General features: G+C 64.4%; 23 protein-coding genes and 3 pseudogenes. 11 read left to right on the top strand and 15 right to left on the bottom strand.

What is annotated here, in order from left to right; genetic code table 11:
- Positions 1 to 91 precede the first annotated feature (91 nt).
- From IVA91_RS08320 to IVA91_RS08300, 5 genes are all read left to right on the top strand, one after another.
- The gene (locus IVA91_RS08320; protein WP_247276369.1) at positions 92 to 907 is read left to right on the top strand and encodes an ABC transporter ATP-binding protein; all 816 of its coding nucleotides are present in this window, start codon (positions 92 to 94) and stop codon (positions 905 to 907) included.
- On the top strand, positions 904 to 1,722 hold the full coding sequence (locus IVA91_RS08315; RefSeq protein ID WP_247276370.1) for an ABC transporter permease: 819 nt from the start codon (positions 904 to 906) through the stop codon (positions 1,720 to 1,722). The genes IVA91_RS08320 and IVA91_RS08315 overlap by 4 nt, the downstream gene beginning before the upstream one ends.
- Complete coding sequence (locus IVA91_RS08310) at positions 1,722 to 2,711, top strand: 2-hydroxyacid dehydrogenase (RefSeq protein ID WP_247276371.1); 990 nt, start codon at positions 1,722 to 1,724, stop codon at positions 2,709 to 2,711. Before IVA91_RS08315 ends, IVA91_RS08310 begins: the two co-directional genes overlap by 1 nt.
- Positions 2,711 to 3,403, top strand: coding sequence for an AprI/Inh family metalloprotease inhibitor (locus tag IVA91_RS08305; RefSeq protein WP_247276372.1), 693 nt, complete (start codon positions 2,711 to 2,713; stop codon positions 3,401 to 3,403). Before IVA91_RS08310 ends, IVA91_RS08305 begins: the two co-directional genes overlap by 1 nt.
- Before the next feature lie 94 nt (positions 3,404 to 3,497).
- On the top strand, positions 3,498 to 3,872 hold the full coding sequence (locus IVA91_RS08300; RefSeq protein WP_247276373.1) for a hypothetical protein: 375 nt from the start codon (positions 3,498 to 3,500) through the stop codon (positions 3,870 to 3,872).
- A 17-nt stretch (positions 3,873 to 3,889) separates the two neighbouring features.
- On the opposite strand, the gene radC is transcribed toward IVA91_RS08300, so the two are convergent.
- The 3 genes from radC to IVA91_RS08285 all read right to left on the bottom strand — a co-directional run bounded on the left by radC (position 3,890) and on the right by IVA91_RS08285 (position 6,943).
- Positions 3,890 to 4,603 (bottom strand): DNA repair protein RadC, encoded by a 714-nt coding sequence (gene radC / locus IVA91_RS08295; protein WP_247276374.1) that lies wholly within the window; start codon positions 4,601 to 4,603, stop codon positions 3,890 to 3,892.
- Positions 4,604 to 4,692: 89 nt separating this feature from the next.
- Complete coding sequence (gene map / locus IVA91_RS08290) at positions 4,693 to 5,511, bottom strand: type I methionyl aminopeptidase (protein ID WP_247276375.1); 819 nt, start codon at positions 5,509 to 5,511, stop codon at positions 4,693 to 4,695.
- Positions 5,512 to 5,629: 118 nt separating this feature from the next.
- Complete coding sequence (locus tag IVA91_RS08285) at positions 5,630 to 6,943, bottom strand: mechanosensitive ion channel domain-containing protein (RefSeq protein ID WP_247276376.1); 1,314 nt, start codon at positions 6,941 to 6,943, stop codon at positions 5,630 to 5,632.
- 216 nt (positions 6,944 to 7,159) lie between these two features.
- On the opposite strand from IVA91_RS08285, the gene IVA91_RS08280 reads away from it, so the two are divergent.
- Together IVA91_RS08280 and IVA91_RS08275 are read left to right on the top strand one after the other, a co-directional pair.
- A complete protein-coding gene (locus IVA91_RS08280; RefSeq protein WP_247276377.1) occupies positions 7,160 to 8,953 on the top strand; it encodes a potassium/proton antiporter in 1,794 nt (597 codons plus the stop codon).
- 166 nt (positions 8,954 to 9,119) lie between these two features.
- Positions 9,120 to 9,380: a PepSY domain-containing protein gene (locus IVA91_RS08275; protein ID WP_247276378.1), complete on the top strand. Its 261-nt coding sequence runs from the start codon at positions 9,120 to 9,122 to the stop codon at positions 9,378 to 9,380.
- 43 nt (positions 9,381 to 9,423) lie between these two features.
- On the opposite strand, the gene modC is transcribed toward IVA91_RS08275, so the two are convergent.
- The 7 genes from modC to IVA91_RS08240 all read right to left on the bottom strand — a co-directional run bounded on the left by modC (position 9,424) and on the right by IVA91_RS08240 (position 14,422).
- Positions 9,424 to 10,086: a molybdenum ABC transporter ATP-binding protein gene (modC, locus tag IVA91_RS08270; RefSeq protein WP_247276379.1), complete on the bottom strand. Its 663-nt coding sequence runs from the start codon at positions 10,084 to 10,086 to the stop codon at positions 9,424 to 9,426.
- A 2-nt stretch (positions 10,087 to 10,088) separates the two neighbouring features.
- Entirely contained in the window at positions 10,089 to 10,784 is a 696-nt protein-coding gene (modB, locus tag IVA91_RS08265) for a molybdate ABC transporter permease subunit (RefSeq protein ID WP_247276380.1), read from the bottom strand.
- Positions 10,785 to 10,797: 13 nt separating this feature from the next.
- Complete coding sequence (gene modA / locus IVA91_RS08260; RefSeq protein WP_247276381.1) at positions 10,798 to 11,583, bottom strand: molybdate ABC transporter substrate-binding protein; 786 nt, start codon at positions 11,581 to 11,583, stop codon at positions 10,798 to 10,800.
- A 191-nt stretch (positions 11,584 to 11,774) separates the two neighbouring features.
- The gene (locus IVA91_RS08255) at positions 11,775 to 12,278 is read right to left on the bottom strand and encodes a hypothetical protein (RefSeq protein ID WP_247276382.1); all 504 of its coding nucleotides are present in this window, start codon (positions 12,276 to 12,278) and stop codon (positions 11,775 to 11,777) included.
- A gap of 2 nt (positions 12,279 to 12,280) precedes the next feature.
- Positions 12,281 to 12,490 (bottom strand): TOBE domain-containing protein, encoded by a 210-nt coding sequence (locus IVA91_RS08250; RefSeq protein ID WP_247276383.1) that lies wholly within the window; start codon positions 12,488 to 12,490, stop codon positions 12,281 to 12,283.
- A gap of 174 nt (positions 12,491 to 12,664) precedes the next feature.
- Positions 12,665 to 13,609: a penicillin-insensitive murein endopeptidase gene (mepA, locus tag IVA91_RS08245; RefSeq protein WP_247276384.1), complete on the bottom strand. Its 945-nt coding sequence runs from the start codon at positions 13,607 to 13,609 to the stop codon at positions 12,665 to 12,667.
- A gap of 108 nt (positions 13,610 to 13,717) precedes the next feature.
- Positions 13,718 to 14,422, bottom strand: coding sequence for a glutathione S-transferase family protein (locus IVA91_RS08240; RefSeq protein ID WP_247458537.1), 705 nt, complete (start codon positions 14,420 to 14,422; stop codon positions 13,718 to 13,720).
- Positions 14,423 to 14,531: 109 nt separating this feature from the next.
- On the opposite strand from IVA91_RS08240, the gene IVA91_RS08235 reads away from it, so the two are divergent.
- Both IVA91_RS08235 and IVA91_RS08230 read left to right on the top strand, forming a co-directional pair.
- Complete coding sequence (locus IVA91_RS08235; protein WP_247276386.1) at positions 14,532 to 14,891, top strand: helix-turn-helix domain-containing protein; 360 nt, start codon at positions 14,532 to 14,534, stop codon at positions 14,889 to 14,891.
- Positions 14,892 to 14,920: 29 nt separating this feature from the next.
- Positions 14,921 to 15,138, top strand: a pseudogene (locus tag IVA91_RS08230) (EAL domain-containing protein); the annotation flags it as partial.
- A gap of 1 nt (position 15,139) precedes the next feature.
- On the opposite strand, the gene IVA91_RS08225 reads toward IVA91_RS08230, so the two are convergent.
- A complete protein-coding gene (locus IVA91_RS08225; RefSeq protein WP_247276387.1) occupies positions 15,140 to 16,291 on the bottom strand; it encodes an acyl-CoA dehydrogenase family protein in 1,152 nt (383 codons plus the stop codon).
- A gap of 11 nt (positions 16,292 to 16,302) precedes the next feature.
- On the bottom strand, positions 16,303 to 17,523 hold the full coding sequence (locus IVA91_RS08220; protein WP_247276388.1) for an MFS transporter: 1,221 nt from the start codon (positions 17,521 to 17,523) through the stop codon (positions 16,303 to 16,305).
- Positions 17,524 to 17,763: 240 nt separating this feature from the next.
- On the opposite strand from IVA91_RS08220, the gene IVA91_RS08215 reads away from it, so the two are divergent.
- Positions 17,764 to 19,011, top strand: coding sequence for a serine hydrolase (locus IVA91_RS08215; RefSeq protein ID WP_247276389.1), 1,248 nt, complete (start codon positions 17,764 to 17,766; stop codon positions 19,009 to 19,011).
- A 35-nt stretch (positions 19,012 to 19,046) separates the two neighbouring features.
- Positions 19,047 to 19,414 (top strand): annotated as a pseudogene (locus tag IVA91_RS08210) (SRPBCC domain-containing protein); the annotation flags it as partial.
- On the opposite strand, the pseudogene IVA91_RS08205 reads toward IVA91_RS08210, so the two are convergent.
- The 3 genes and pseudogenes from IVA91_RS08205 to IVA91_RS08195 all read right to left on the bottom strand — a co-directional run.
- A pseudogene (locus tag IVA91_RS08205) lies at positions 19,359 to 19,571 on the bottom strand (acyl-CoA dehydrogenase); the annotation flags it as partial. The pseudogenes IVA91_RS08210 and IVA91_RS08205 sit on opposite strands and share 56 nt — an antisense overlap.
- Positions 19,572 to 19,586: 15 nt before the next feature.
- Positions 19,587 to 20,744 carry an acyl-CoA dehydrogenase family protein gene (locus tag IVA91_RS08200; protein ID WP_247276390.1) on the bottom strand — a complete coding sequence of 386 codons (1,158 nt, stop codon included), beginning with the start codon at positions 20,742 to 20,744 and terminating at the stop codon, positions 19,587 to 19,589.
- Between the two features lie 593 nt (positions 20,745 to 21,337).
- Entirely contained in the window at positions 21,338 to 23,332 is a 1,995-nt protein-coding gene (locus IVA91_RS08195; RefSeq protein ID WP_247276391.1) for a protein-L-isoaspartate(D-aspartate) O-methyltransferase, read from the bottom strand.
- Positions 23,333 to 23,411: the final 79 nt, after the last annotated feature.

The following is a 23,411-nucleotide window of genomic DNA, read 5'->3' as shown; positions in this document are numbered from 1 at the left end:
GCCCCCTCACCCGGCGCTGCGCGCCGACCTCTCCCCGATGGGGAGAGGTGAAGGACGCGGCCCGACCGCGTCTCACAACAGCCTGCGGCCAATGCTAGAGAGCTCAACCTCGCCCGCCGTCGAGGCCAGCCTGACGGCGCTCGCCGTCAGCCTCCGCGGCGTGACGAAAGCCTATGACAACGGCGTCATGGCCCTCGGCCCGCTCGACCTCGCCGTGCGCAAGGGCGAGTTCATCTCGCTGCTGGGTCCGTCGGGTTGCGGCAAGTCGACGGCGCTGCGGCTGATCGCGGGGCTCAGCACGCCCTCGTCCGGAATCGTGCGGGTGGCGCGCCGCGAAGGCGTGCCGCAGCCGGGCCACGGCATCGGCTTCGTGTTCCAGGAGCCGACCCTGATGCCCTGGACCAGCGTGCGCGAGAACGTGCGGCTACCCCTGAGGCTTGGTCGCGTTCCGAAGGCCGAGGCGTGCGCGCGTGCCGAGGCGGCGCTCGCCAGCGTCGGCCTTGCCGATTTTGCCGAGGCCTTTCCGCGCGAGCTCTCCGGCGGCATGAAGATGCGGGTGTCGCTGGCGCGCGCGCTCGTCACCGATCCCGATATCCTGCTGATGGACGAGCCGTTCGCGGCGCTCGACGAGATCACGCGCTTCCGCCTCAACAATGATTTGCTCGCGCTGTGGCGCAGCCTCGGCAAGACGGTCATCTTCGTCACCCATTCGGTGTTCGAATCCGTTTACCTGTCGCAGCGCGTGGTGGTGATGACGGCGCGGCCCGGCCGCATCCAGGCCGACCTCCGCATCGAGACGGTCGAGCCGCGGGGCGAGGAGTTTCGTACTTCAGTCGCCTATTCCGATTATTGCCGCAGGGTGTCGGCGGCCTTGGCGCCGTCCTATGCGGGGCAATCGACGCTATGAACGTGCAAGCTGCGGTCACCGCAAAGCCGTCCGGCGCGCAACGTGCAATGCGCCTCGTGCCGCCCGTCCTCGTGTTCGCGGCCGGCCTTCTCGCCTGGGAACTGGTGGTCCGTATCAAGGAGATTCCGCCCTACGTGCTGCCGGCGCCCTCCGTCATCTTTCTGACGCTGATCAAGGATTGGGCGGTGCTGTCGCAGTCGCTCGCCACCACGCTTCTGACCACGCTAGAAGGTTTTGTGGCAGCGAGCATCGGCGGCATCGGGCTGGCGCTCTTGTTCAACCAGTCGAAATGGGTGGAATATTCGCTGTTCCCCTATGCCATCGTGCTCCAGGTGACGCCGGTCATCGCGATTGCGCCGCTCTTGCTGATCTATCTGGAGCAGCAGACCGCGGTGGTGGTCTGCGCCTTCATCGTTGCCTTTTTCCCGGTGCTGTCCAACACCACGCTCGGGCTGAATTCGGTCGACCGCAATCTCGCCGGCCTGTTCCAGCTCTATGGCGCATCAAAGCCGCAGACGCTGCGCTTTCTCAAGCTGCCCGCGGCGCTGCCCCACATCCTCGGCGGCTTGCGCATCGCCGGCGGCCTGTCGCTGATCGGCGCGGTCGTGGCCGAGATTGCAGCGGGAACGGCCGGTGCCGGCTCCGGGCTCGCCTACAGGATCGCCGAGTCAGGCTATCGATTGAACATACCCCGCATGTTCGCTGCGCTGCTTTTGCTGTCGCTCGCCGGGATTGTCATCTATGGGGTGCTGGCGCTAGTTTCGCACCTCGTTTTACGGCGCTGGCATGAGAGCGCGCTTGGAAAGGAAAACTGATGACCGCCGGTTCGATTTCGTCCGAAAAGATCGATCTTTTGATTTATGGACCGGTGCGGCCGATCCTCGAGAACGGGTTTTCCGACCATTTCGTCGTGCACAAGGCCGAGACGCGCGGTGACCTCGAGCGGCTGACGGCGGCGGTCCGCGACAGGATCCGCGGCGTCGCCGTGACGTATCACACCGTGCGCGCCGACAAGGATTCACTGTCGCAGCTGCCGAAGCTGGAAATGGTGGCGAGCTTCGGCGTCGGCTATGATCACATCGACGCCAAATACGCGGCCGAGCACAATATCATCGTCACCAACACGCCCGATGTCCTCACCGAGGAGGTCGCCGATGTCGCGATGGGCCTTCTGATCTCCACGCTGCGCGAGTTCATCAAGGCCGATCGCTACGTCCGCTCCGGACTGTGGCAGACGCAGAACTATCCGCTCAGCGTCGGCTCGCTGCGTGACCGCAAGGTCGGCATCGTCGGCATGGGACGGATCGGCCAGGCCATCGCGCGCCGGCTCGATGCCTCGCTGGTGCCTGTGGTCTACCATTCCCGTAACCCATCCAAGGATGTCTCCTACAAGCACTACCCTGATTTGATCGAGATGGCGAAGGCGGTGGACACGCTGATGGTGATCGTGCCCGGCGGCGCCAGCACCGACAAGATGATCAACGCCGAGGTGCTCAAGGCGCTCGGCCCGCGCGGCGTGCTCATCAACGTCGCGCGCGGCTCGGTGGTCGACGAGCCGGCGCTGGTCCAGGCACTGAAATCAGGCACCATCCTCGCCGCCGGCCTCGACGTGTTCGCGGCGGAGCCGAACGTGCCGGACGAGCTCAAGACCATGCAGAACGTGGTGCTGCTGCCGCATATCGGCTCGGCCTCGGTGGTGACGCGCAACGCGATGGACCAACTCGTCGTCGACAATCTCAAGGCCTGGTTCGCCGGCAAGGCGCCGCTGACACCGGTTGCGGAAACGCCGTTTAGGGGGCGCTGATGAGAGCTCTTCGGGGCGTTGCATTGATGATCGCGGCATGTGCTGCCGCGATCGATCCTGCGCACGCGCAGGATGCGGCGACCCTGAAGAAGCAGATGCCCGGGCAGTGGGAGCTCTCGACAACCGAGCGCAACAAGACCTGCGTCGTCACCCTCAAGGGCGACGCCAAGGGCCAGGGTTTTAAGCTGGAGCTGGAGCCGGCCTGCAAGACCGCGCTGCCCTTCACCAAGGACATCGTCGCCTGGAACGTCCGGGGCCTCGACATCGTCCGCTTGCAGGACGCCACCGGTGAAGCCGTGATCGACTTTACCGAGGTCGAGGCCGGCATCTTCGAGGGCCTGCGCCAGGGCGAGGGTGTCTACATCCTGCAGGATCTCGCCGCGGCGCGATCGATGGCCAAATCGATGGACCAGATGATCGGCGACTGGTCGATGGTGCGCGGCAACGGCCAGCCGGTGTGCGGGCTGACGCTGACCAACACCGAGGCGGGCGCGGACAATTTCCAGGTCTTCCTCAAGCCGAAATGCGACGCGGCGATCGCGCAATTCAACCCGACGCAATGGCGGCTCGAGCGCGGCCAGATCCTCCTGATGTCGAAATCAGGCGAAGCCTGGCAGTTCGAGGCCGACGACAACGCGCAGTGGCGGCGCGTCCCCGATACCGCCGATCCCTTGATCATGCTGCGTCAATAGGCAAGCCTTCCGCGCTGCCGAACGACGGGTGTGAACGCGGAACCCGCTGCAGGGCAGCCCGTTGACGAAAGAGCGATTTCGTTGGGAGATCCGCATGGCCAAGCGCATCCTCGCGATCGGCATCGAGCCCGGCAATGCGGATTATAGCGCATTCCCGCAGCTCACGCCCGAACATGTCCGCAGCTACATCGAGGCCCAGCTCCTGCGGCTGCGCGGTCTCGGCTTCGAGGTCACGAGCTGTCTGATCGATCTCGATGCGACTGCGGAGGCTGCCGTGACGGCGGCGCTGCGCGACGAGCGCTTCGACTGCATCGTGATCGGCGCCGGGCTCCGCGAGCCGAAGGAACGGCTGCTGCTGTTCGAGAAGGTGCTCAACCTCGTCCACCGCCTGGCGCCGGAAGCCGCGATCTGCTTCAACACGACGCCGGCCGACACAGTCGAAGCGGTGCAGCGCTGGGTCGAGCCATGAATTGACGTCCCGGCCTGCTAGATCAAGCGCATCCCGCGCAGGCTGGCGTGGCCGCTTCTGCCGACGATGATGTGGTCGTGCACGGAAATCCCGAGCGGCTTTGCGATGTCGATGATCGCTTTCGTCATCTGGATATCGGCTTGCGAGGGCGAGGGATCGCCCGAGGGATGGTTGTGCACCAGGATCAGCGCGGTCGCGGAGAGTTCGAGCGCGCGCTTGATCACCTCGCGGGGATAAACCGGGGTGTGGTCGATGGTGCCGGTCTGCTGCACCTCGTCGGCGATGAGCTGGTTGCGCTTGTCGAGGAAGAGCAGGCGGAATTGCTCCTTGTCGGCGAAGGCCATGCTGGTGCGGCAATAGTCGATCACCTCGTTCCAGGACGAGAGCGCGTTGCGGCTGTTGACGTCGCCTTTGGCGACGCGGTGCGCCGCTGCTGCGATCAGCTTGAGCTGGTTGATCGCGGATTCGCCGATGCCCTCGACCTCGCGCAGGCGCGCCACCGGCGCATGCACGACCTCGGCGAACGAGCCGAAAGTCTTTATCAAGGTCTTTGCGAGTGGCTTGGTGTCGCGCCGCGGCAGCGCGGCAAACAGCGCCATCTCCAGCAGCTCGTAGTCGCTGAGCGCATCCGCGCCGGCGCTGTAGAAGCGCTCGCGCAGCCGCTCGCGATGGCCGTGATAATGCGGCGCGTCCTCAGGTTTGCTCTTGTCGTGGTCGGATTTGGCGGGCATCGGCCGCCAGCATTGCCGCGGAACCGCAGCTTTGCAACCGTCAATTGCGATAGCAAGCGCCGTTCATTGTAGGCCGGCGGCCCAAAGCCTCACCCGATCTGCTTCTCGCCATGCCGCTCCGACAGCGTGAAGATCTCGACGCCCGTCGCCGTCACGCCGACCGAGTGCTCGAACTGCGCCGACAGCGAGCGGTCGCGGGTCACCGCGGTCCAGCCGTCGGAGAGGATTTTGACATGCGGCTTGCCGAGATTGATCATCGGCTCGATGGTGAAGAACATGCCGGGCTTGAGCTGGACGCCCTCGCCGGGCCGGCCGATATGGATGATGTTCGGCTCGTCGTGGAACATGCGCCCGAGGCCGTGCCCGCAGAAATCGCGCACCACGCTCATGCCCTGCGGCTCGACGAAACTCTGGATGGCGTGGCCAATGTCGCCGGTGGTGGCGCCGGGCTTCACCGCGGCGATGCCGCGCATCATCGCTTCATAGGTGACTTCGATCAGCCGCTCGGCTTTGCGCGCGATCGGGCCGACCGCATACATCCGGCTGGAATCGCCGTACCAGCCGTCGACGATGAAGGTGACGTCGATGTTGACGATGTCGCCTTCCTTCAGCGGGCGGTCGCCGGGCATGCCATGGCAGACCACGTGGTTGAGCGAGGTGCAGGTCGAGTAACGGTAGCCGCGGTACATCAGCGTCGCCGGATAGGCGTTGTGGCTGAAGGCGAAGTCGCGGACGAATTCGTCGATGCGCGAGGTCGGCACGCCGGGGCCGACGATATCGGTGAGGTCGTCGAGGCACTTGGCCACCAGCGCCCCCGCCTTGCGCATGCCGGCAAAGGCGCTCGGCCCATGCAGCTTGATCTGTCCGGTCTTGCGCAGGGAGGTCTCGGTGGCTTCGACGTAACTCATGCGGGCGCGATCTTCCAAAGGGGCTCAATGTCGGCGGAAAGGCTTGATTTCAGGCTCCAATCTAATGATTGCGGGCCTTCATGCAAGCCAAGCGTGATGTTTGCACCCGAAAGCGGGCCTAATTCGGGACTTCTACGGCCGTTTCGACCGGCAGGGCGCCGCGCACGCGGATTTCGCGGACGGGGTAGGGAACCCGGATGCCCTCGCGCTTGAAGGCGTCCCACAGCGCCAGCATCACGTCGCTCTTGACGTTATCCATACCGTCGGGGTCCGCGATCCAGAACGTCAGCGAGAACTTCATGCCGGCCTCGGCGAACTCGGTCAAAATGCTGTTCGGCGGCTTGCCCTTCTGCGCGCGCGGATGGGCGGCGGCGGTCTCGGCGGCGAGCTTGCAGACGAGGCGCGGGTCGGCGTCGTAATTGGTGCCGAAGGCGATCTTCACCAGCGTGTTCTTGTCGGTATAGGTCCAGTTCACGACTTTCTGCGTCACCAGATCCTCGTTCGGCACCAGGAATTCGCGCCCGTCGCCGGCCGCGACGGAAATATAGCGCGTCTTCATCGCGCTGATCCGCCCGGTATTGTCGCCGATGGTGACGAGGTCGCCGGGCTTCACCGACTTGTCGGCGAGCAGGATGATGCCGGAAATGAAATTGGCCACGATCTTCTGCAGGCCGATACCGATGCCGACACCGACCGCGCCGGAGAATACCGCGAGCGCCGACAGATCGATCCCGACCGCCCCGAGCGCGATCACGATCGCGACCGCAAGCAGCCCGATGCGGATGATCTTGACCAGCAGCACCTGCACCGACGGCGTCAAATCGGTGGTCGCATTGATCCGGCTCTCGGCGAAATTGCTCGCGATGTTGGTCAGCCAGAGCGCGATCAGCAGCAGCGCGCCGGCCTTGAGCGCCAAGAGCGGGGTCAGGCGCAGGCCGCCGAGCACGATCGCGAAGGAATCGAGCAGCTCGACCGTCGCATCGAGCTGGCCGAGGATGGAGAGCGCGGCGATGAACCACGCCGTGATCGACACTAGCTTGACGATGAAGGCGTTGCGCAGCACCGAAGTGAGGAGCCGGATCACCAGCCAGGCCAGTCCGAGCTTGGCCGCGACCATCAACAGATAGCTGCGGCTCGGCCAGGTCGCGTGGTACATCACCACGCGCGAAATGATCACGAGCAGGGTGAAAACCGCCGTCGAGGCGCTCGCGACCATCACCCGGACGAAGTGCCGGAGCGGCAGCGGCCAGCGCATTGCCAGCGACGTCATGTCGAGGCGGCTGCGAATGGCGGCCTCCGCGGCATAGGCCATGCCGGCGGCGGCCAGGATGAGACCGAATTGCAGGTAGAACCAGGGTGAGGAGATTTCCGCCCCGACGCTGCGCGCGGTCGTCTGCACGAACTCCATGAAGTCCTTGAGGTCCATGTCCATCGGGTCGGTCTCGTCGGGAAGCGGGCGGGAGGATTTTGATTCGAGGGCGCCGCAGAATCCCACAAAGGGCACGGCCGGACCATCGATACACCGCGAAGTGATGCGCGTTAAGGCCGCAAAATGCGGGCAGATTGCCGCGAGCGGGAGAAAATAGGTTGGCGCGCGAGTCCGCCGACGATAAGGATGCAAATCCAGCGATTTTTACCCGGAAGGTGGATGGCCTCCCTCGACTCCGTCAGCCTCGCCATATTGCTCGGCGCTGTTCTCGTCATGGCCGGCATCCTCTCGAGCCTGCTTGCGCTGCGCTTTGGCGCGCCATTGCTGCTTGTCTTCCTTGCGATCGGCATGCTCGCCGGCGATTCGGGGCCCGGGCAGCTCCAGTTCGACGACGTCCGCACCACCTATCTGGTCGGCTCGGTGGCGCTCGCCCTGATCCTGTTCGACGGCGGCCTGCGGACGCGCTTTGCCAGCATCCGCACCGTGCTCGCGCCCTCCGTGGTGCTGGCGACCATCGGCGTGCTGCTGACGGCGCTGATCACCGCGCCATTCGCGAAATACGCGCTCGATCTCAACTGGTCGGAATCGTTGCTGGTCGGCGCTGTGGTCGCCTCGACCGACGCCGCCGCGGTTTTTCTGCTGGTGCACACCCAGGGCCTGCGCCTGCGCCCGCGCGTCGGTGCGACACTGGAGGCGGAATCCGGCACCAACGATCCGTTTGCGATCTTCCTCACGCTCATGCTGGTCGAGTACATCTCGCTCGGCTCGAGCTCGCCCGGCCATGTGCTGATGGAGTTCGTCCAGGAGGCGGTGCTGGGTGCCGTCGTCGGCGTGATCGGTGGACGCCTGGTCGTCATCGCGCTCAACCAGGTGGCGCTGCCGCAGGGCCTGCATGCGCCGTTCGTGACGACCGGCGCGCTCGTCATCTTCGGCGGCTCGCAGATCATGCACGCTTCCGGTTTTCTTGCAGTCTATCTCGCCGGAATCATTATCGGCAACCGGCCGACGCGCGCGCATAATTCGGTGGTGGCCTTCCTGGACGCCGCGACCTGGCTGGCGCAGATCGTGATGTTCGTGCTGCTCGGCCTCTTGGTCTCGCCGAGCCGGCTTGGCGCCAGCGTGCTGCCGGCCGTCGGCGTCGCGCTCGTCTTGATGCTGGTCGCGCGGCCGCTTGCCGTGTTCGTGTGCCTTGCGCCGTTCCGCTTCAAGTGGCGCGAGAAAGTCTTCATCGCCTGGACCGGCCTGCGCGGCGCGGTCGCGATCTTCCTGGCCTCGATCCCGATGCTGGTCGGCCTGTCCAAGGCCTATCTCTATTTCGACGTCGCTTTCGTCGTCGTCATCATCTCGCTGCTGCTGCAAGGCTGGACGCTGGCGCCCGCCGCGCGCAAGCTGCACGTGGCGCTGCCGCGCGCCGAGCGCGGCCCGCGCCGCGTCGAACTCGATCTGCCGGGCCAGCTCGAACAGCAACTGGTCGGCTATCCGGTGCGGCCGAAGAGCTTGTATTTTCGCCGCGGACTGATTCCATCCTGGTCCAAGCCGACGCTCGTCATCCGCAACGAGAACATCCTGACGCCGGTGGAGGCCGATCCAATCGCGCCCGGCGATTACATCTACCTGCTGGCGCCGCCGGAAAAGGCGGAGGCACTCGACCGCTTCTTCGTCGACATGCAGCCGAGCTCGGCGCCCGATCCGCATCTGCTCGGCGACTTCATGGTCTCGGGCGAGCACACGCTCGCCGAGCTCGCCGAGATCTACGGCGTGAAGGTCGACAAGGAGGAAAGTAAGCTGACGCTGGCTGATTATTTCGACGTTCATCTCGATCACGCGCCAAAAGAGGGCGCCGAGCTTGCGCTGGATACGATTGTGCTGGTCGCGCGCTCGATCTCCGGCGGCCGCGTCAACGTCGTTGGCCTGCGCCTGCCGGAAGAGGACGAGACCCCGACGCCGCTGACGCGTGCGCAGGCGCTACGGCGCAAGCTCGCCGACGTCTGGGCGTCGGTGGCGGGGGTCTGATTTGGGTGTCGTCCTGGCTTTTGCCAGGACAATCACGATGAGGAACCGCCACCAAATCGCCGCAACCGCCGAAGATTTGCGCGGTTTCGTGACGTCGAAACCCGGAACACTCTGCCATGCCGCTCGTTCTAAGCCGCGTAACAGCTTGGACCGCAGGAGTATGCCAATGCGAAAGTTCATCCTTCCGATCGCAACAGCCCTCGCGCTCGGCGCTGCCGCACCGGCGATGGCCTACGATACCGGCGATCAGATCTCGATGCAGGTCGCGCTCGACGTCGCGACAGATCTTGGCGTCGTGACGGTCTCCCACACCAACTTCCTCGGCGACGAATGGGAGGTTGATGGGCGGGATCGTGCAGGCCGCTGGATGGAAGTCTACGTTGACGCGAGGACGGGTGAGGTGCGCAACGTCGAGCGAGGCTGGTAGCTCTGAATGATATGGCCGCGCAGCCGGATTTCCGGCTGCGTCTTTATGTCAGCACCTTCACCCCGCCGAACGACGTCACGCGGCCCTGCTTCAGCATCACGATCTGCGTGGCGAGCTGGCGCAGCTCGGCGGCGTCGTGGCTGACATAGACCATCGGCACGTTGGCTTCATCGCGGAGCCGCATCAGATAAGGCAGGATCTCGAGCTTGCGGCCTTCGTCGAGCGCGCCGAGCGGCTCGTCAAGCAGCAGGAGGCGTGGCTTCGACAGCAGCGCGCGGCCGAGCGCGACGCGCTGGCGCTCGCCGCCGGAGAGCTTCCCGGGGCGGCGGCCGAGCAGGGTGCCGATATCAAGCAGGTCGACGATGCGCTTGTGCTGGGCCGGATCGGGTGCGAGGCGGTTCATCTGCCGTCCATAGTCGAGATTCTGCGCGACATTGAGATGCGGAAACAGCCGCGCATCCTGGAAGACGTAGCCGACGCGGCGGCGCCAGGTCGGCACATGGATGCCGGCCGCGGTGTCGTCGACGGTTTCGCCGTCGATCACGATGCTGCCGCGGTCGGGCCGCAACAGGCCTGCAATCATGTTGACCAGCGATGTCTTGCCGGCGCCCGAGGCGCCGAACAGCCCGATGACGCGTCCCTCGCCGGTGAAGGACGCGTGCAGCGAGAATTCGCCGAGCTGTTTTTCGACATCCACACGCAGCATGGTCAATTCCCGTGCAGCCGCGCGGTGGCGCGGCGGGCGAACCACTCGGCCGCGATCAGAGCGCCGAGCGCGAGCACGATCGAGACGATGACGAGTCGTCCCGCCGCGGCGTCGCCGTCGGGGGTCTGGATCAGCGAATAGATCGCAGACGAGATCGTCTGGGTCTCACCGGGAATGTTGGAGACGAAGGTGATGGTGGCACCGAACTCGCCGATCGCCTTGGCGAAGCCGAGCACCATGCCGGCGAGCACGCCGGGCAGCGCGAGCGGCAGCGTCACCGTGAAGAACACCTTCCACGGCGCCGCGCCAAGCGTCTCGGCGGCCTGCTCGAGCCGGCGGTCGATCGCCTCGATCGACAGCCGCATCGGCCGCACGAGAAGCGGAAACGACATCACGCCGCAGGCGAGCGCAGCGCCGGTCCAGCGGAAAGCGAAGACGATGCCGAGATTGTCGGCGAGGAAACCGCCGAGGAGGCCGCGGCGGCCGAAGCTAAGCAGCAGCAGATAGCCGGTGACCACGGGCGGCAGCACCAGCGGCAGATGCACGAGTGCGTCGAGCAGCGACTTGCCCCAGAAATCGCGCCGCGCGAGCAGCCATGCCAGCGCGATGCCGAACGGCGTCGCCACCAGCGTTGCGATGACGGCGACCTTGAGCGAAAGCAGGATCGCCGTCCATTCCGCGGGTGAAATCTCGGACATCAAGCCGGAGATATCATGTGGTGGGGCTGATAAGGAACTTGAAGCCGTATTTCTCCAGAATGGTCTTGGCGACCGTCGAGCGCAGGAAGGCAAGATAGTCGCTGGTCTCGCCCTTCGCGGTCGTGGTCGCGGCGACGGGATAGATGATCGCGGGATGCGAATCGGCCGGGAAGGTGCCGACGATCTTCACGTCCGGCTCGACCTTGGCGTCGGTCGCATAGACGATGCCGAGCACGGCCTCGCCGCGCGCCACCAGCGTCAGCGCGGCGCGCACGCTCTCGGCCATGGCGAATTTCGGCTCGGCGGCCCGCCAGGCGCCCAGCTTCTCGAGCGCAGCCTTGGCGTATTTGCCGACCGGCACGGATTTCACGTCACCGGTCGCGATCCTGCCGTCGCCGGCGAGCTTGGCGAGGTCGAGGCCTTGCGCGATCGTGACGTTATCGACCTTTGAGTCCTTCGGCGCGATCAGCACGATGCTGTTGCCGAGCAGGTTGACCCGGGTGGATTCGTTGACGGCTTTCTTGGCGATGGCGTAATCCATCCAGTCGGTGTCAGCGGAGACGAACACGTCGGCCGGCGCGCCCTGCTCGATCTGCCTCGCGAGCACCGAGCTCGCAGCATAGCTGACGCTGAACTTGACGCCGGTCTTGGCGGTGTAGGTCGCGTCGATCTCGTCGAGTGCGTTCTTCATCGAGGCGGCCGCGAACACGGTGATGGTCTTGTCCTCGGCACTAGCGGGCGACAGGCTCGCGCCCGCGAGGATGCCGAAGGCGGTGACAAGTGCGGCAATACGAAACATGGATAGCGCTCCGTGCGAGCTCGCGCGCGGTGACGCGCGCAAATTTGGCGTTGGGTGGGTCTGATGCGACGGGCGGACGCGCTGTTCCACGGAGCCCCACGGCGGCTTACGGCCGGCAGGGATATCGCTGCTCAAAGATAGCAGGCACACGTCTTAGGTCAAAGGCGACCGTTTGTCTAACCAGGGGGCGCCTATTGCGCCGGCAGGATCGCGATCGAGACCGAATTGTCCTTGGCGCCGCTGACCTGGAGCACGAAGGGCTGTGCCGACAGCTGATATTTCATGCTCTTGCGGATGCCGTCGCAATCGGTCGCGCCGCTAAAGGCAACGGGCTTGAGGACATGCCCGTCCTGGACCACGTCAACCCAAGCCCCGGCCGAGAGGCTGATCGAGTAGAGCCCGGCCTTCGGCGCCTTGACGCTGGTGAAGCCCGCGAAGGTGCCGTCCTTGGGCGCGCGCTCAGGCGGCGTCGGCAATTTTGCGTCCGCGGGCGGGACCAGCCCCAGCGTGATGGCGGATGACGGCACTGCCGCCTGTTCGCTGCCCGATGCGAATTTCGCACGGTCCGGCGCGGTGAGCGCCGTGCGGTCGCGCTCGATCGGCCATTTGAACTTGTCGCAGCCGCTGGGCTCCTCAGCGACAAGAACGGGGGCCGTGCCAAGCAGCAGCAGGGCCACGAGGAAAGACGATTTCATGGTCAATCTACGGCAATCATGACATCGGAGGCCTTGATCACAACGGTGACCTTGCCGCCTGCCCTTATGCCGAGGTCGTCGACGGCTTCGTTGGTGATCGAGGACGTCACGATCGTGCCGTCGCCGATGTCGACGCGGATGTGCGAGGTCGTGGCGCCCTTTGTGACCTCGACGACATTGCCTTTGATCTGATTGCGTGCACTGATGCGCATGGAGTTCTCGCGGTGGCTGGTGCTCGGCGATAGCGCCGCGCATGCGGACGGGATGGGCTGGAGCGGGATGCGCGTCCCGGCGGGTGTCGCACGCTTACGGCAGCGCAACGCTGCACCATAGCGCATTCGTGAGGTCATGGATCAGCCGCTGACGGAGTTTTTACCGCGCGCCTGTCACGGCTTCGCATCTGGCGCGTGCAGCACCGCCTTGCATGCGGCCGGCATCTCGGCCAGCGTCATCGGCGGCTTCGGTTTCGGTGGCTCCGGCGGCGGCTTTGGGTGCAGCACCGCATCCGAGAACCAGTAAGCAAGATCGGAAGGCTTGCAGCCTTCGTCCTCGGCTTGCGACGGCTGGCCCTCGCAGTCGCCAGCGCCCGCCGGGCAGTGCATGCGGATGTGGAAGTGATAGTCGTGGCCCCACCAGGGGCGGATCTTCGACAGCCAGGCGCGGTCGCCCTTGGCCTCGCGGCACAACGCCTTCTTGATCGCGGCGTTGACGAAGATGCGCTGCACCGCCGGCTCCCGCGCCGCGTCGCGCAGCACCAGCACATGGCCAGGTGTGAACACTTTCGGATCGATATCGAGTCGGTCGGGACGCACCATCATCACCGCCGACATCTCCTCGCGTTCCTCGCGCGAGAGCCGGCGGTCCGGCATCGGCGTCAACCAGATGTCGGCATCGAGACCGATCTGGTGGCTGGCATGGCCCGACAGCGCCGGCCCGCCACGCGGCTGGGCAATGTCGCCGACCAAAATGCCAGGCCAGCCGGCGTCCTTGTGCGCCTTGGCCGCGAGCCGCTTGATCAGGGCGATCATATCGGGATGGCCGTAGTTGCGGTTGCGCGACAGCCGCATCACCTGCCAATTGTCGCCGTTGAGCGGCATCTGCATGGCGCCACCGATGCAGCCCTTGGTGTAGGAGCCGAAGACATGCGCCAATCCTTTCGACGGCAGCAGCTTGCGCGCGAACAGCTCCTTGGCAGCGAGCGTGGGATCGTTCGGATTGCCGAGCGGCGGCAGCGGCTTCGGGGTGACGCTGCCCTTGTCCTGGGCCAGCGCGGTGCCGGCGATCAGAAGCGCAGCCAGAAGCAGGAGGAGGGTGAGACGGCGGGGACTCATGCTGGGGCTTTTATAGCCCAACGCCGTCTCAAGGGCCAAGAATTAGACTTTCAGCCCGCCGTAACCTGTATCTTCGGATGCCGCCGCGACGACCTTCGGCGCGGCATTCTATCTTCCGAACCGCTCGATGACCTTCGCGAGTTCAACGTCGCCCGCGCGCGCCCCGTTTCCACGGTTGGTCCCCCCTTTCTCCAGATCGGACGCATAAATGACGGCGGGATTGGCTTCCAGCCGCTGGCGCAGAGTCGCCATCTTCGGCCACCGTTCCTTGTCGGCAACTTTATGAAATTCGAGCCAGCGGGCTACGCCGATGAACGCGGCATCGGCCAAGGTCGGGCGGTCGCCGACCAGGAAGGTGCTTCCCTCAATCATCTGCTCGAGCTTGTCGTGGCGCTCAATCACTCGCTCGCGACCCCAGGTCCGCAACGCCGACTGCACCGCCGGGTCGGGCGACTTCATTTCCATCGCAAACCACAACGGGCTGAATGCGGCCGTGAAGCCGGTATTTAGGAATGCCATCAACTGGTGCATCCGGTCGGCCTCACGCGAGAGCGGGTCGAAGCTGATGCGCCGCTCCGGGTCTCGGGCCTCGAGCCAGGCGGCGATCGCCATGCTCTCCGTCAGCACGTGTCCCTCCGCGGTGATCAATACCGGCGTCTCGTGTCGGGCGTTTATGCGGGCGTAGGAAGGCTCGCGCATCTCGCCGAGCATATCGACGCGACACAGCCGGTAGGGTTTCCCCAGCCATTTGAGCGCGGCGACGAGCCCAATAGAGCTTCCCAACGGGAAGCCGTACAATAAGATCGGTTCCATGGCCTTTGTTCTCCGTGACTTCTGATGATCACGCTGCGCAGCGCAGTCAGACCCTACTCGGCCGTGCCGCCGAGTAAATTACGCACTTTTTGGTAACCACGAGCCCTCAATGAAAGATCTCGTTTCCCGCTGTCCCATCGAGGAAGTGATGCAGGTGCTCAGCGGCCGCTGGCCCACGCTTCTGATTTACTATCTGAAGGAGGGCACTAAGCGATTCAGCGATCTGCGCCGGGACAACCCTACCATTTCGCACAAGATGCTGGCCCTGGAGCTTCGCAAGCTTGAGGACGCCGGCATTGTCCAGCGCGCGGAATTCGAGGGATATCCGTTGCGCGTCGAATATGATCTGACCCCATCCGGCCACGCACTCGTGCCGCTGATAGATGCGCTGGGTGAGTGGTGGGCAGCGACCGACAGCGCTCGCGCGGAATTGGCGGATCGCAGCGAGATGGCGGATCGTCACGATTAGAGGAAGCCAGCTTAGGGATTGGACAGTACGAAGCGCCAGCGATCATCCGCTCCATGGTCAGCCTCGGCAAGGTCTCGGGGTCGCCATCACCGCCGAAGGCGTCGAGACCGAAGCCGAGCTCTGCTGTCTCCGCACCAAGGGCTGCGATGAGGGTCAGGGCTTTCTGTTCAGCAAGGCAAGGCCGAATGCGGAGATCATCAGCCTCCTCGCCGCACAGCGCGGCATTGATGCGGACGACGAGGACGCTATCAATGCCCCGCCAGAATCGCCTTTCCGACATCCTCATAATGCGTATCGCGCGCCTGGATCTGCTGCGCGATGGCATGCATGTCGCGAAACCGTCGCTCAAACGGATTGCTGCGGAACACAGCCGTCGCACCGGCCATGTGATAGGCGGCGTCGACCACCTTCGCCGATTGGTGGATGGTCCAGGTCGCGGCGAGGCGAACCGCGCTGCGATGCGTCGGACTGAATTCGCCGGTCGCGCTGAGATCGCGCCACATCGCGTGCGCGGTGGCGTAGAGATAGGCGCGGGCGGCGCGAAGATCGCCCTCGGTGCGGCCGATCAGTCCCTGGACCGCCCCGTTATCGCGCATGGCGCTGACCGCGAGTGACTGGTGTTTTCCACGCGCCAACGCGATGGCCGCATCCAGCGTGGCGCGCGCCACGCCGAGCGAGACTGCCGCAAAGCCGAGGCTGAAGGTCGAGCCGGTGCCGATTCTGTAGAGAGGACCCTGTTCGCGCAGCGCGGACGGCACGTCGCGGAACGCCGTGAAACGCTCGGGGATGAAGAGATCGGTGACCTCGTAGGAGTCGGTGCCGGTGCCGGCGAGCCCGATCGCCTGCCAGACGTCGTGCAGCACGGCGCTCGCGACCGGAAACAGAATGGTGCGCACCTCCGGCGAGCTATCGGCATTTTTCCGCGGCGTGCCGTCGGCATTAACGATACGGACATGCGCCCCCAGCCAGCTCGCCTGCCGCGAGCCGGAGGCAAAGTCCCAGCGCGCCGTGACGCGATAGCCGCCGTCCACGATGCGCGCCTCATGCCCGATCGCGCCCCAGGCAAGGATGCCGGGCGGCGTATTGAAGATCTCCTGCGCAGTATCATGATCGAGCCAGGCGGCGATCATCGCGCAGACGCCGCACTGGCCGAGACACCAGGCGGTCGAGGCGTCCGCCGTCGCGATCTCCTCCAGCATTTGCATGAAGATATCAATCGGGGCTTCAGTGCCGCCGAGGCTTTGCGGCAGCAGCGCGCGGTAGAGCCCGTTCTCGATCAGTGCGGCGACCACGGCAGGCGTCAGCCGCCGCGACTGCTCGATCTCGTCGGCTTCACGCGCGATGAGCGGCGCGATCGCCCGGGCACGTTCGACGAGATCGAAGGCCTGCGATCTGTTCATGCGCGACCTCGTCAGGCCGCAGCGCGGCCAAAGTCGAGCGATGGCCGGCGTCTGGTCGGAAAGCTCAGTGCCACCGCGACCGCTGCGAGCCCGATCGTGAACGAGCCGGCGTGCAGCCACGTGTAGCGCTGGAAATTGTCGAACACGAGCCCGCCGGCCCATGGCCCCAGTGCCATGCCGAGGCTGGCAAAGGCCGACACCGCGCCGAACACCGTGCCCATGATGCGTGCGCCAAAGAATTCGCGGACCAGCACCGCATAGAGCGGCATCACGCCGCCATAGGCGAGGCCGAACACGACCGAGAGCGCGTAGAACTCGCCGAGCTGCGCCACCGCGAGATAGGTCGCGATGCACATGGCTTGCACGAGCAGCCCGCCGACCAGCACGGGCTTTGCGCCGCTGCGATCGGCCAGCGCGCCCAGCAGCAGGCGGCCGCCGAGGCCTGAGACGCCGGCCACGCTGTAGACCGTCACGGCCGTCAGCGGGGCGATACCGCAGACCATCGCATAGGACACCATGTGGAAGATCGGACCGGAATGCGCGGCGCAACAGGCGAAATGGGCAGCGGCGAGCGCGACGAACTGCGGGGTGCGCAGCGCCTGCGCCGCGGTCAGCTCGACCTCCGGCGCCGCGTCCGCCGTTGCAGGGGCCGCCACTGCGGGTGCCGGACGCACCAGGAAGCAGGCGGGGATCAGCAGCGCCCAGGCGGCGATGCCGATCACCAGCATCGCGGTGCGCCAGTCATAGGCCGCGATCAGCCAGCTCGCGGTCGGCGCGATTGTCACTGGCGAGACGCCCATGCCGGCTGAGACCAGCGCCACCGCGAGGCTGCGGTTCTTCTCGATCCAGGCGCTCGCGAGCGCCATCATCGGCGCGTAGAAGCTGCCGGCGGCAATGCCGATCAGTACGCCGAAGCAAAGCTGGAATTGCCACAGGCTTGCTGCCTGACTCGCGCTCACGAGGCCGAGCCCCAGCAGCAGGCTTCCGGCAAGCACCACGATGCGGGTGCCGAACCGGTCCGACAGCGTGCCCCAGAGGAACGCGGCCACCCCCATGCAGAGAAAATCCAGCGTCGCGGCCGCCGACACGCCGGCGCGCGACCAGCCCATCGCTTGCGAGATCGGCTGCAAAAACACCGCCAGCGACAGCATCGTGCCGAATCCGACACAGGTCATCAGCGCACCCGCGGCGACAACGACCCAGCCATAGTCGAAGCTTGACGGCTTGCTCATGCGTTTCCTTAGCGCTTTTGATTTTGTTGATGGTGCGCGCAGGGGATGGTGGCCTATCTGCCGGGCGAGAGCAAGGCGGGTTGCCACCGCGGGCGACACGGCCCGTCCGCAATGATATCATATCTCACGTCACCGGCCTGCGATGTTGTTCTCACAAGCGCACACACATCAACGTGCGAGGAGGCAAATCCAATGAAATGGGGAGCGCTGTGCAGGCCGCGTGGGCGCCGCAGGCTTGCCTTGCCCGTCATTTTCGCCGCCGCAGTCTGGGCACCTTCAGCATGCGCAGAGGACATCCGAAGCGCCGAGCCGGGGCCGGTCTTTTCAGACAGCGGTCCCGATGCCGATCTTTACGGCGCGGCTGACGGCTATCCGGTCGGCACGCGGGGAGGCGTCCCTCAGCTCGACAAGCTCGTCGGGGTCTACAGCCATTTCGGCGAGATCTATCCCTCGCGCGCGGTCGTTCGCGCCACGGCGCCCTGGCAATTCAAACGCGCGCCGGAGCCGTCGATCGCCTACAGTTTTGGCACCGAACGTCTGAGCATCGCGGACTACCTCAAGCGCAACCCGGTGACGGGACTCCTGATCGCCAGGGACGACACCATCCTGTACGAGCACTATCAATATGCGCGGACCGACCACGACCGCTTTGTCTCGCAGTCCATGGCCAAGACGCTGGTGGCTATGCTGGTCGGGATCGCGGTCTCGGAGGGACGAATCAAATCGATCGACGACCTCGTCTCGACCTACGTTCCCGGCCTTGCAGGCACGGAATATGGAAACACATCGATACGCGCCTTGTTGACCATGTCTTCGGGCGTCCAGTTCTCGGAAATCTATGATGGGAACGACGACGTCGCCCGGCTTGGACGGGCCCTGTTCGTCGATGAGCCGAAAGATCCCGCGGCCATCGTTGCGCAATTCAACACCCGAACCGCACCGCCGGGCACCAGATGGCACTATGCCAGCGTAGAAACCGAAATCCTCGGCCTAGTCCTGCGCTCGGCCACGGCCATGCCGGTTGCCGACTATCTCCACGACCGGATCTGGGACCCCATCGGCGCCGAAGCGGATGCGTCGTGGGCGATCGACGGGAGCGGACAGGAGATTGCCTTTTGCTGCTTCAACGCAACCTTGCGCGACTATGCGCGGCTGGCGCGGTTGCTCGCACATGACGGCGCCTGGGAAGGTCGCCAATTGATCCCCCGGCAGTGGCTGCTGGATGCCACGACCGTCAGACCAGCCGATGGCCATCTCGCGCCCCGCGTGGCCACACCTTATTTCGGCTACGGCTACCAGGTGTGGCTGCTCCCTGGCGAGCAGCGCAGATTTGCCCTGCTCGGCATCCGCGGTCAGGTCATCCTGGTCGACCCGGCCTCCAAGCTCGTCATGGTGCACACGGCCGTTCGCCAAAGGCCATCCGAGCCGGCAGCCCTCAGGGAGCCGCTCGCATTGTGGTCCGCCGTGCTTCAGCAGCTCGGGCAATGATGATCCGACAGCTTTGAAACCCCATGAGGGCGCGTTTGCTCGCCTTCAGCGCTGCAGCGTCCGACGACTGGCATACGACCAAGGCGACGGTGACCTGCGGGAAGGCGGCGCCTTCTCGTCCCGGATGGAAGCCAAGGACGGCGGCATGGGCTTCGACTTCGCCGGCACCTACACCAAGATCGTCGAGCACAAGCGGATCGAACACGCGTTCGGCGATCGAACAGCCGAGGTCGAGTTCGTGCCCGGCCCAAATGGCACTGTCGTCCGCGTCGTCTTCGATAGCGAAGCGACTCACTCGGTCGAGCAGCAGCAAGGCGGCTGGCAGGCGATCCTCAATAATTTCGCGCGCTACCCGAGCTGCTCGCCTGCCACGAGCCCGAGGCAAGATCCCAGCGTGCCGTGACGCGATAACTGCCCTCGACCGCGCGCGCCTCATGCGCGATCGCGCCCCAGGCTAGGATGCCGGGCGGCGTATTGAAGATCTCCTGCGCAATGTCGTGATCGAGCGAGGCCGCGATCATCGCGCAGACGCTGCACTGGCCGAGACACCAGGCGCTCGTCCCGCTGTAGGGACGTCAGTAAATTTGGTCGACTGGGAGCCCAAGAGCCATTGCACCCGTATATCTTGCTTGGGCGCCGGGCTGCAGGGGATGATAGCGTGCGGCCTGTATGTCGCGGAAGCGCCGTTCTAGACCGGCCGCGCGATAGAACCCCGCGCCGCCAGCGAGCTCCATTGCTAACTCCACCGCTGCAATTGCATGCCGCGCTACGAGATGGCGGCCGATCACCACCTGGTTCACTGTTTCGGCCGACGGCTTATTCAGGCGCACAGCTGCAAGCATGGTTTGCCGTGCCATCCGTGCGCCAGCAAGCTCGGTATCCATGCGGCCAGCCAGCTGTATAACGTTATGATCGAGCTCTTTGCGCCGCGCGAGCAAGAGAGCAATATCCCGTGCGCTCTCGGCAACGCCCACATAGACCGAGTAAATCAGTGGCAGTGCGATGGTTGCGATCGTCTGGAATAAGGGATCCCACTCACCAGCCTTGCGACGCGCCGATACGGCACTTTCAGGCACTACGTAGCCATCAATCATCACGTCATTCGAACCGGTCGAGCGCATACCCAAAACTCGCCAAGTGTCCAAGATCTTCACCTGGGGTGAGCTCATCGGCACACCAAAGTGAAGCACCATTGGCGGCTCACACTCCTGTTGCAGCACCGCGCCCGTCATCATGAGAGTCCCGGCTGGCGAGCCCGAGGAGAAAACCTTTCGAGCGGTGATCTTATAGCCGCCGTCCACCTTCTCGGCTTTGCCGGAGCCGCCGACCCAATCCGAACCGCCGCTTGAGAGTAGGAAAATGCGTTCCTGGGCGATACGTGTCAGTAGGTTCTCCACCGCCGTCACTTTCTGATGCCGCCAGCGCCAAGCGGTGATGGCGACCTGGTGGGTGTGCATGGAGAATGCAAGCGCTGTGGATCCGCAGTGATACGCCAGGACACGGAGCATCTCGGCCAGCTCATCGACCTCCGCCCCACGGCCCCCGAGCTCGGTGGGGACGCCGGCTTCGACCAATCCCGACGATTTCAAGTCCTCATAGTTTTCGGCTACAAAGCAATCTTCGTCCGTCGCCTGCTCGGCCCGTCGTTGAAACACGGGCCCGAGTTCCCGCGCAACGTCGATCGAACTGCGCGGGCTCGCTGATTGGATATCGTGACCTTGATTGAGGCTCATGGCGGTCCTCCTCCGAGAAGATAGGAGAACCGTAATCCTCTAGGGCCGGACCTTTCCAGTTCAAAATCCGTACTAGCGGTAGCCCAGCTGGGACGGGCTCGATGCCTTCACGTCGGCCTGAGCCCCTTCGCAGAAGTCGAACGACACGTGCGGTGACGCGGCGGAGGGAGCTGTTCTTATGCCGCTAATTGACTCGTGGCGGATGATTATGCGTCAACACAGCTTTCCTGATGCATGAGCCGATACCCGCTATTCAGCAGGCGTCGCCATTTTGCGCGAATGCGAGTTCGCGACATGCTCCGCAACAGTCCGCTTTCTCGCGGCAATCCGAAATCGCAACCAACCGCCCCCATCGGCGCATTTGACCCTGAGCGGAAATGGAACCGCCCCTGTATCGTCATCTCTCCCTGCCACAAGCGGTGAGCATCGTGGCCCGGCCTGCACGAAGATCTTGGCGACATTCAATGACAAGAATGCGTTCATCACTTATCGCCTCACGACCAGCCTTCCATGAAGGCTGCATGGCAGTAGTGGACGCCGGTGTAAGCTTCACATCAGATTCACCTAACGTTCTTGGCCTGGCCACGCTGCAATCAGAGTCCGAACGGATAGGTGTCTGGGACAGCGCTGCGACGATGCTCAGGACCCAAATGTGTCACCGCATGTGTCTCGTCAAACCACACCAGCGCGTTAAACTGTTGAGGCAGTGAGGCCTCGGCATAATGGCTTTGCAGCTCGGTGTCCGGTCGATAGATCACGCCGATAAAGCGTTCCAGGCGCGGTTCGAGCAAGCGACGACGAAGGGCCTCCTCGCGGCGGAATTCGATCAAGCCGCGCGTCGCACCGGCATCGTGAAACAGCCGCTCATAGCTGTCTGGTCGAGACGGCCGAACCTGCATCACTTCCATTTCGGCGTCCCAATCTGAGGCCGCTGCCACCGTGCCGGTATGCGTGCTTAATCCGATCAGCGACGCCGCTTCATCGAATTTCTCCCGACAGAGCTGACCAATGTTGAGCTCGTTGCGGACCGCGCCCATGCTGGTAAAACGCGCATTTCCGATATGGGAATTGTGCGCCCAGACCACGGCCTTGGATTGGGGACCATGTGCGTCAAGTACATGGCTTAGCGTCTCGAACATATGCGTATCCCGTAGATTCCAGGACTCCGCGCCGCCGTAATACATGATCCGGTAGTAGCGCTCCGCTGACGCGATCAAGCGGGCGTTCTGCGCGGCATCGAGGAAGCTGTCTGGATCGTCCGCCGCATAGTCGAGCTGCTTCTTCAGAATATCCTGGCACTGCCGAACCACCTCCGCCTCGCATTTCCGGTAGCGCTCGGTCAGGACGGCGCGGCCATAGGTCGAAGGCTCGCGCTGCCACGGCGTCAGGCAGCCGTAGCGTTCGCGCGCCACCGCTGCCGATTGAGGATCGACCTTGTCGAGGTAAGTGAGAACGGCCGCGATCGAGTCGCGCATGTTGTAAATGTCGAGCCCGAAGAACCCGGCTCGATCGGTTGCCGGCATTCGTTCATTGCGACTGCGCATCCAGTCAACGAAGGAGGCGACATCCGTATTTCGCCACATCCAGGTCGGAAAGCGTTCGAACGGGGTCTGGCTTGACGCTCCGCGGTGCGTTCGACCGCGAACGTACCGGTCGATCGCTGCGGCGTCGGGCCAATCCGCCTCGACGGCGACGATCGTAAATCCGTGTTTTTCGATCAGGCGGCGCGTAATCGCTGCGCGTGCCTGGTAGAACTCCGACGTACCGTGACTGGCTTCGCCCAGCAAGACGATGCGCGATTGTCCGAAGCGATCGAACAGCACACCGAATGCAGGATCATCGAAGGCAGGCAACGGTTCGATAGTAGCACGGATCATGTCTGTCAGCGATTGCAACCGCGTATGACCGGGGATGTGGTTGCTGGCCGAGCGCGTGCCATCCTCGGCCCATCCTTGCTCGCCGATCAACGGCACGAAGCGGACGGCCCCGAAGGTCTCCTCATCGTAATCAGTCTGGCTCCGGCGCGTAATCCGGAGCAGCGATTGTTCGTGCCCGAAATTGCCGACGGGAATGACGAGACGGCCGCCGACGGCCAACTGGCGCTTAAGCGCGTCAGGCACCGAGGGGCCGCCGGCAGCGACCAGGATCGCGTCGAATGGCGCCTCATCGGCCAGGCCGCGGGTGCCGTCGCCGGTATGGACAATGCAATTCGCACATCCGAGCGCAATCAGCCGCTGCGCTGCGATTCTGGCCAGGGCGCCATGTCGCTCGATCGTGTGAACCGTTTTAGCAAGCCGAGAAGCAATTGCGGCAGCATAGCCTGAGCCGGTACCGACCTCGAGCACCTTGTCCGTCGGCTTCAATTCGGCAGCCTCGGTCATCAGCGCGACAATGTAGGGCTGCGAGATGGTCTGGTTGTTTGCGATCGGCAGTGCGCCGTCCTCGTAGGCAAATTCCTCAAAACCGGCTTCCACAAACCGCTCCCGCGGGACCTGTCGCATAGCCTCCAACACGCGACGATCACGGATACCACGGCGCGCGAGTTGAACGTCGACCATACGGTCGCGAAGATCTGAAAATTCGCTCATGCGACCCGTCCATCAAGAATGCCCAGTGCATAAAGCCAATGGGAACGGACGTGACGAGTTCCTTTCCATGGACTGAATC

The organism is Bradyrhizobium sp. 153 (assembly GCF_023073835.1).
Taxonomy (GTDB): Bacteria; Pseudomonadota; Alphaproteobacteria; order Rhizobiales; family Xanthobacteraceae; genus Bradyrhizobium.
The sequence above is the reverse complement of the archived record's forward strand: the minus strand, read 5'-3'. Positions and strand labels throughout refer to the sequence as shown.

Coding starts and splice junctions, on each gene's coding strand:
- IVA91_RS08300 (WP_247276373.1), top strand. CDS start 3,498: ATGGCCAAGCGCATCCTCGCGATCGGCATCGAGCCCGGCAATGCGGAT.
- modC (WP_247276379.1), bottom strand. CDS start 10,086: ATGCTGCGTGTGGATGTCGAAAAACAGCTCGGCGAATTCTCGCTGCAC.
- IVA91_RS08310 (WP_247276371.1), top strand. CDS start 1,722: ATGACCGCCGGTTCGATTTCGTCCGAAAAGATCGATCTTTTGATTTAT.
- modA (WP_247276381.1), bottom strand. CDS start 11,583: ATGTTTCGTATTGCCGCACTTGTCACCGCCTTCGGCATCCTCGCGGGC.
- IVA91_RS08305 (WP_247276372.1), top strand. CDS start 2,711: ATGAGAGCTCTTCGGGGCGTTGCATTGATGATCGCGGCATGTGCTGCC.
- IVA91_RS08320 (WP_247276369.1), top strand. CDS start 92: ATGCTAGAGAGCTCAACCTCGCCCGCCGTCGAGGCCAGCCTGACGGCG.
- map (WP_247276375.1), bottom strand. CDS start 5,511: ATGAGTTACGTCGAAGCCACCGAGACCTCCCTGCGCAAGACCGGACAG.
- IVA91_RS08200 (WP_247276390.1), bottom strand. CDS start 20,744: ATGAGCCTCAATCAAGGTCACGATATCCAATCAGCGAGCCCGCGCAGT.
- IVA91_RS08280 (WP_247276377.1), top strand. CDS start 7,160: ATGGCCTCCCTCGACTCCGTCAGCCTCGCCATATTGCTCGGCGCTGTT.
- IVA91_RS08315 (WP_247276370.1), top strand. CDS start 904: ATGAACGTGCAAGCTGCGGTCACCGCAAAGCCGTCCGGCGCGCAACGT.
- IVA91_RS08250 (WP_247276383.1), bottom strand. CDS start 12,490: ATGCGCATCAGTGCACGCAATCAGATCAAAGGCAATGTCGTCGAGGTC.
- IVA91_RS08275 (WP_247276378.1), top strand. CDS start 9,120: ATGCGAAAGTTCATCCTTCCGATCGCAACAGCCCTCGCGCTCGGCGCT.
- radC (WP_247276374.1), bottom strand. CDS start 4,603: ATGCCCGCCAAATCCGACCACGACAAGAGCAAACCTGAGGACGCGCCG.
- IVA91_RS08255 (WP_247276382.1), bottom strand. CDS start 12,278: ATGAAATCGTCTTTCCTCGTGGCCCTGCTGCTGCTTGGCACGGCCCCC.
- IVA91_RS08220 (WP_247276388.1), bottom strand. CDS start 17,523: ATGAGCAAGCCGTCAAGCTTCGACTATGGCTGGGTCGTTGTCGCCGCG.
- mepA (WP_247276384.1), bottom strand. CDS start 13,609: ATGAGTCCCCGCCGTCTCACCCTCCTCCTGCTTCTGGCTGCGCTTCTG.
- IVA91_RS08235 (WP_247276386.1), top strand. CDS start 14,532: ATGAAAGATCTCGTTTCCCGCTGTCCCATCGAGGAAGTGATGCAGGTG.
- IVA91_RS08195 (WP_247276391.1), bottom strand. CDS start 23,332: ATGAGCGAATTTTCAGATCTTCGCGACCGTATGGTCGACGTTCAACTC.
- IVA91_RS08225 (WP_247276387.1), bottom strand. CDS start 16,291: ATGAACAGATCGCAGGCCTTCGATCTCGTCGAACGTGCCCGGGCGATC.
- modB (WP_247276380.1), bottom strand. CDS start 10,784: ATGTCCGAGATTTCACCCGCGGAATGGACGGCGATCCTGCTTTCGCTC.
- IVA91_RS08240 (WP_247458537.1), bottom strand. CDS start 14,422: ATGGAACCGATCTTATTGTACGGCTTCCCGTTGGGAAGCTCTATTGGG.
- IVA91_RS08285 (WP_247276376.1), bottom strand. CDS start 6,943: ATGGACATGGACCTCAAGGACTTCATGGAGTTCGTGCAGACGACCGCG.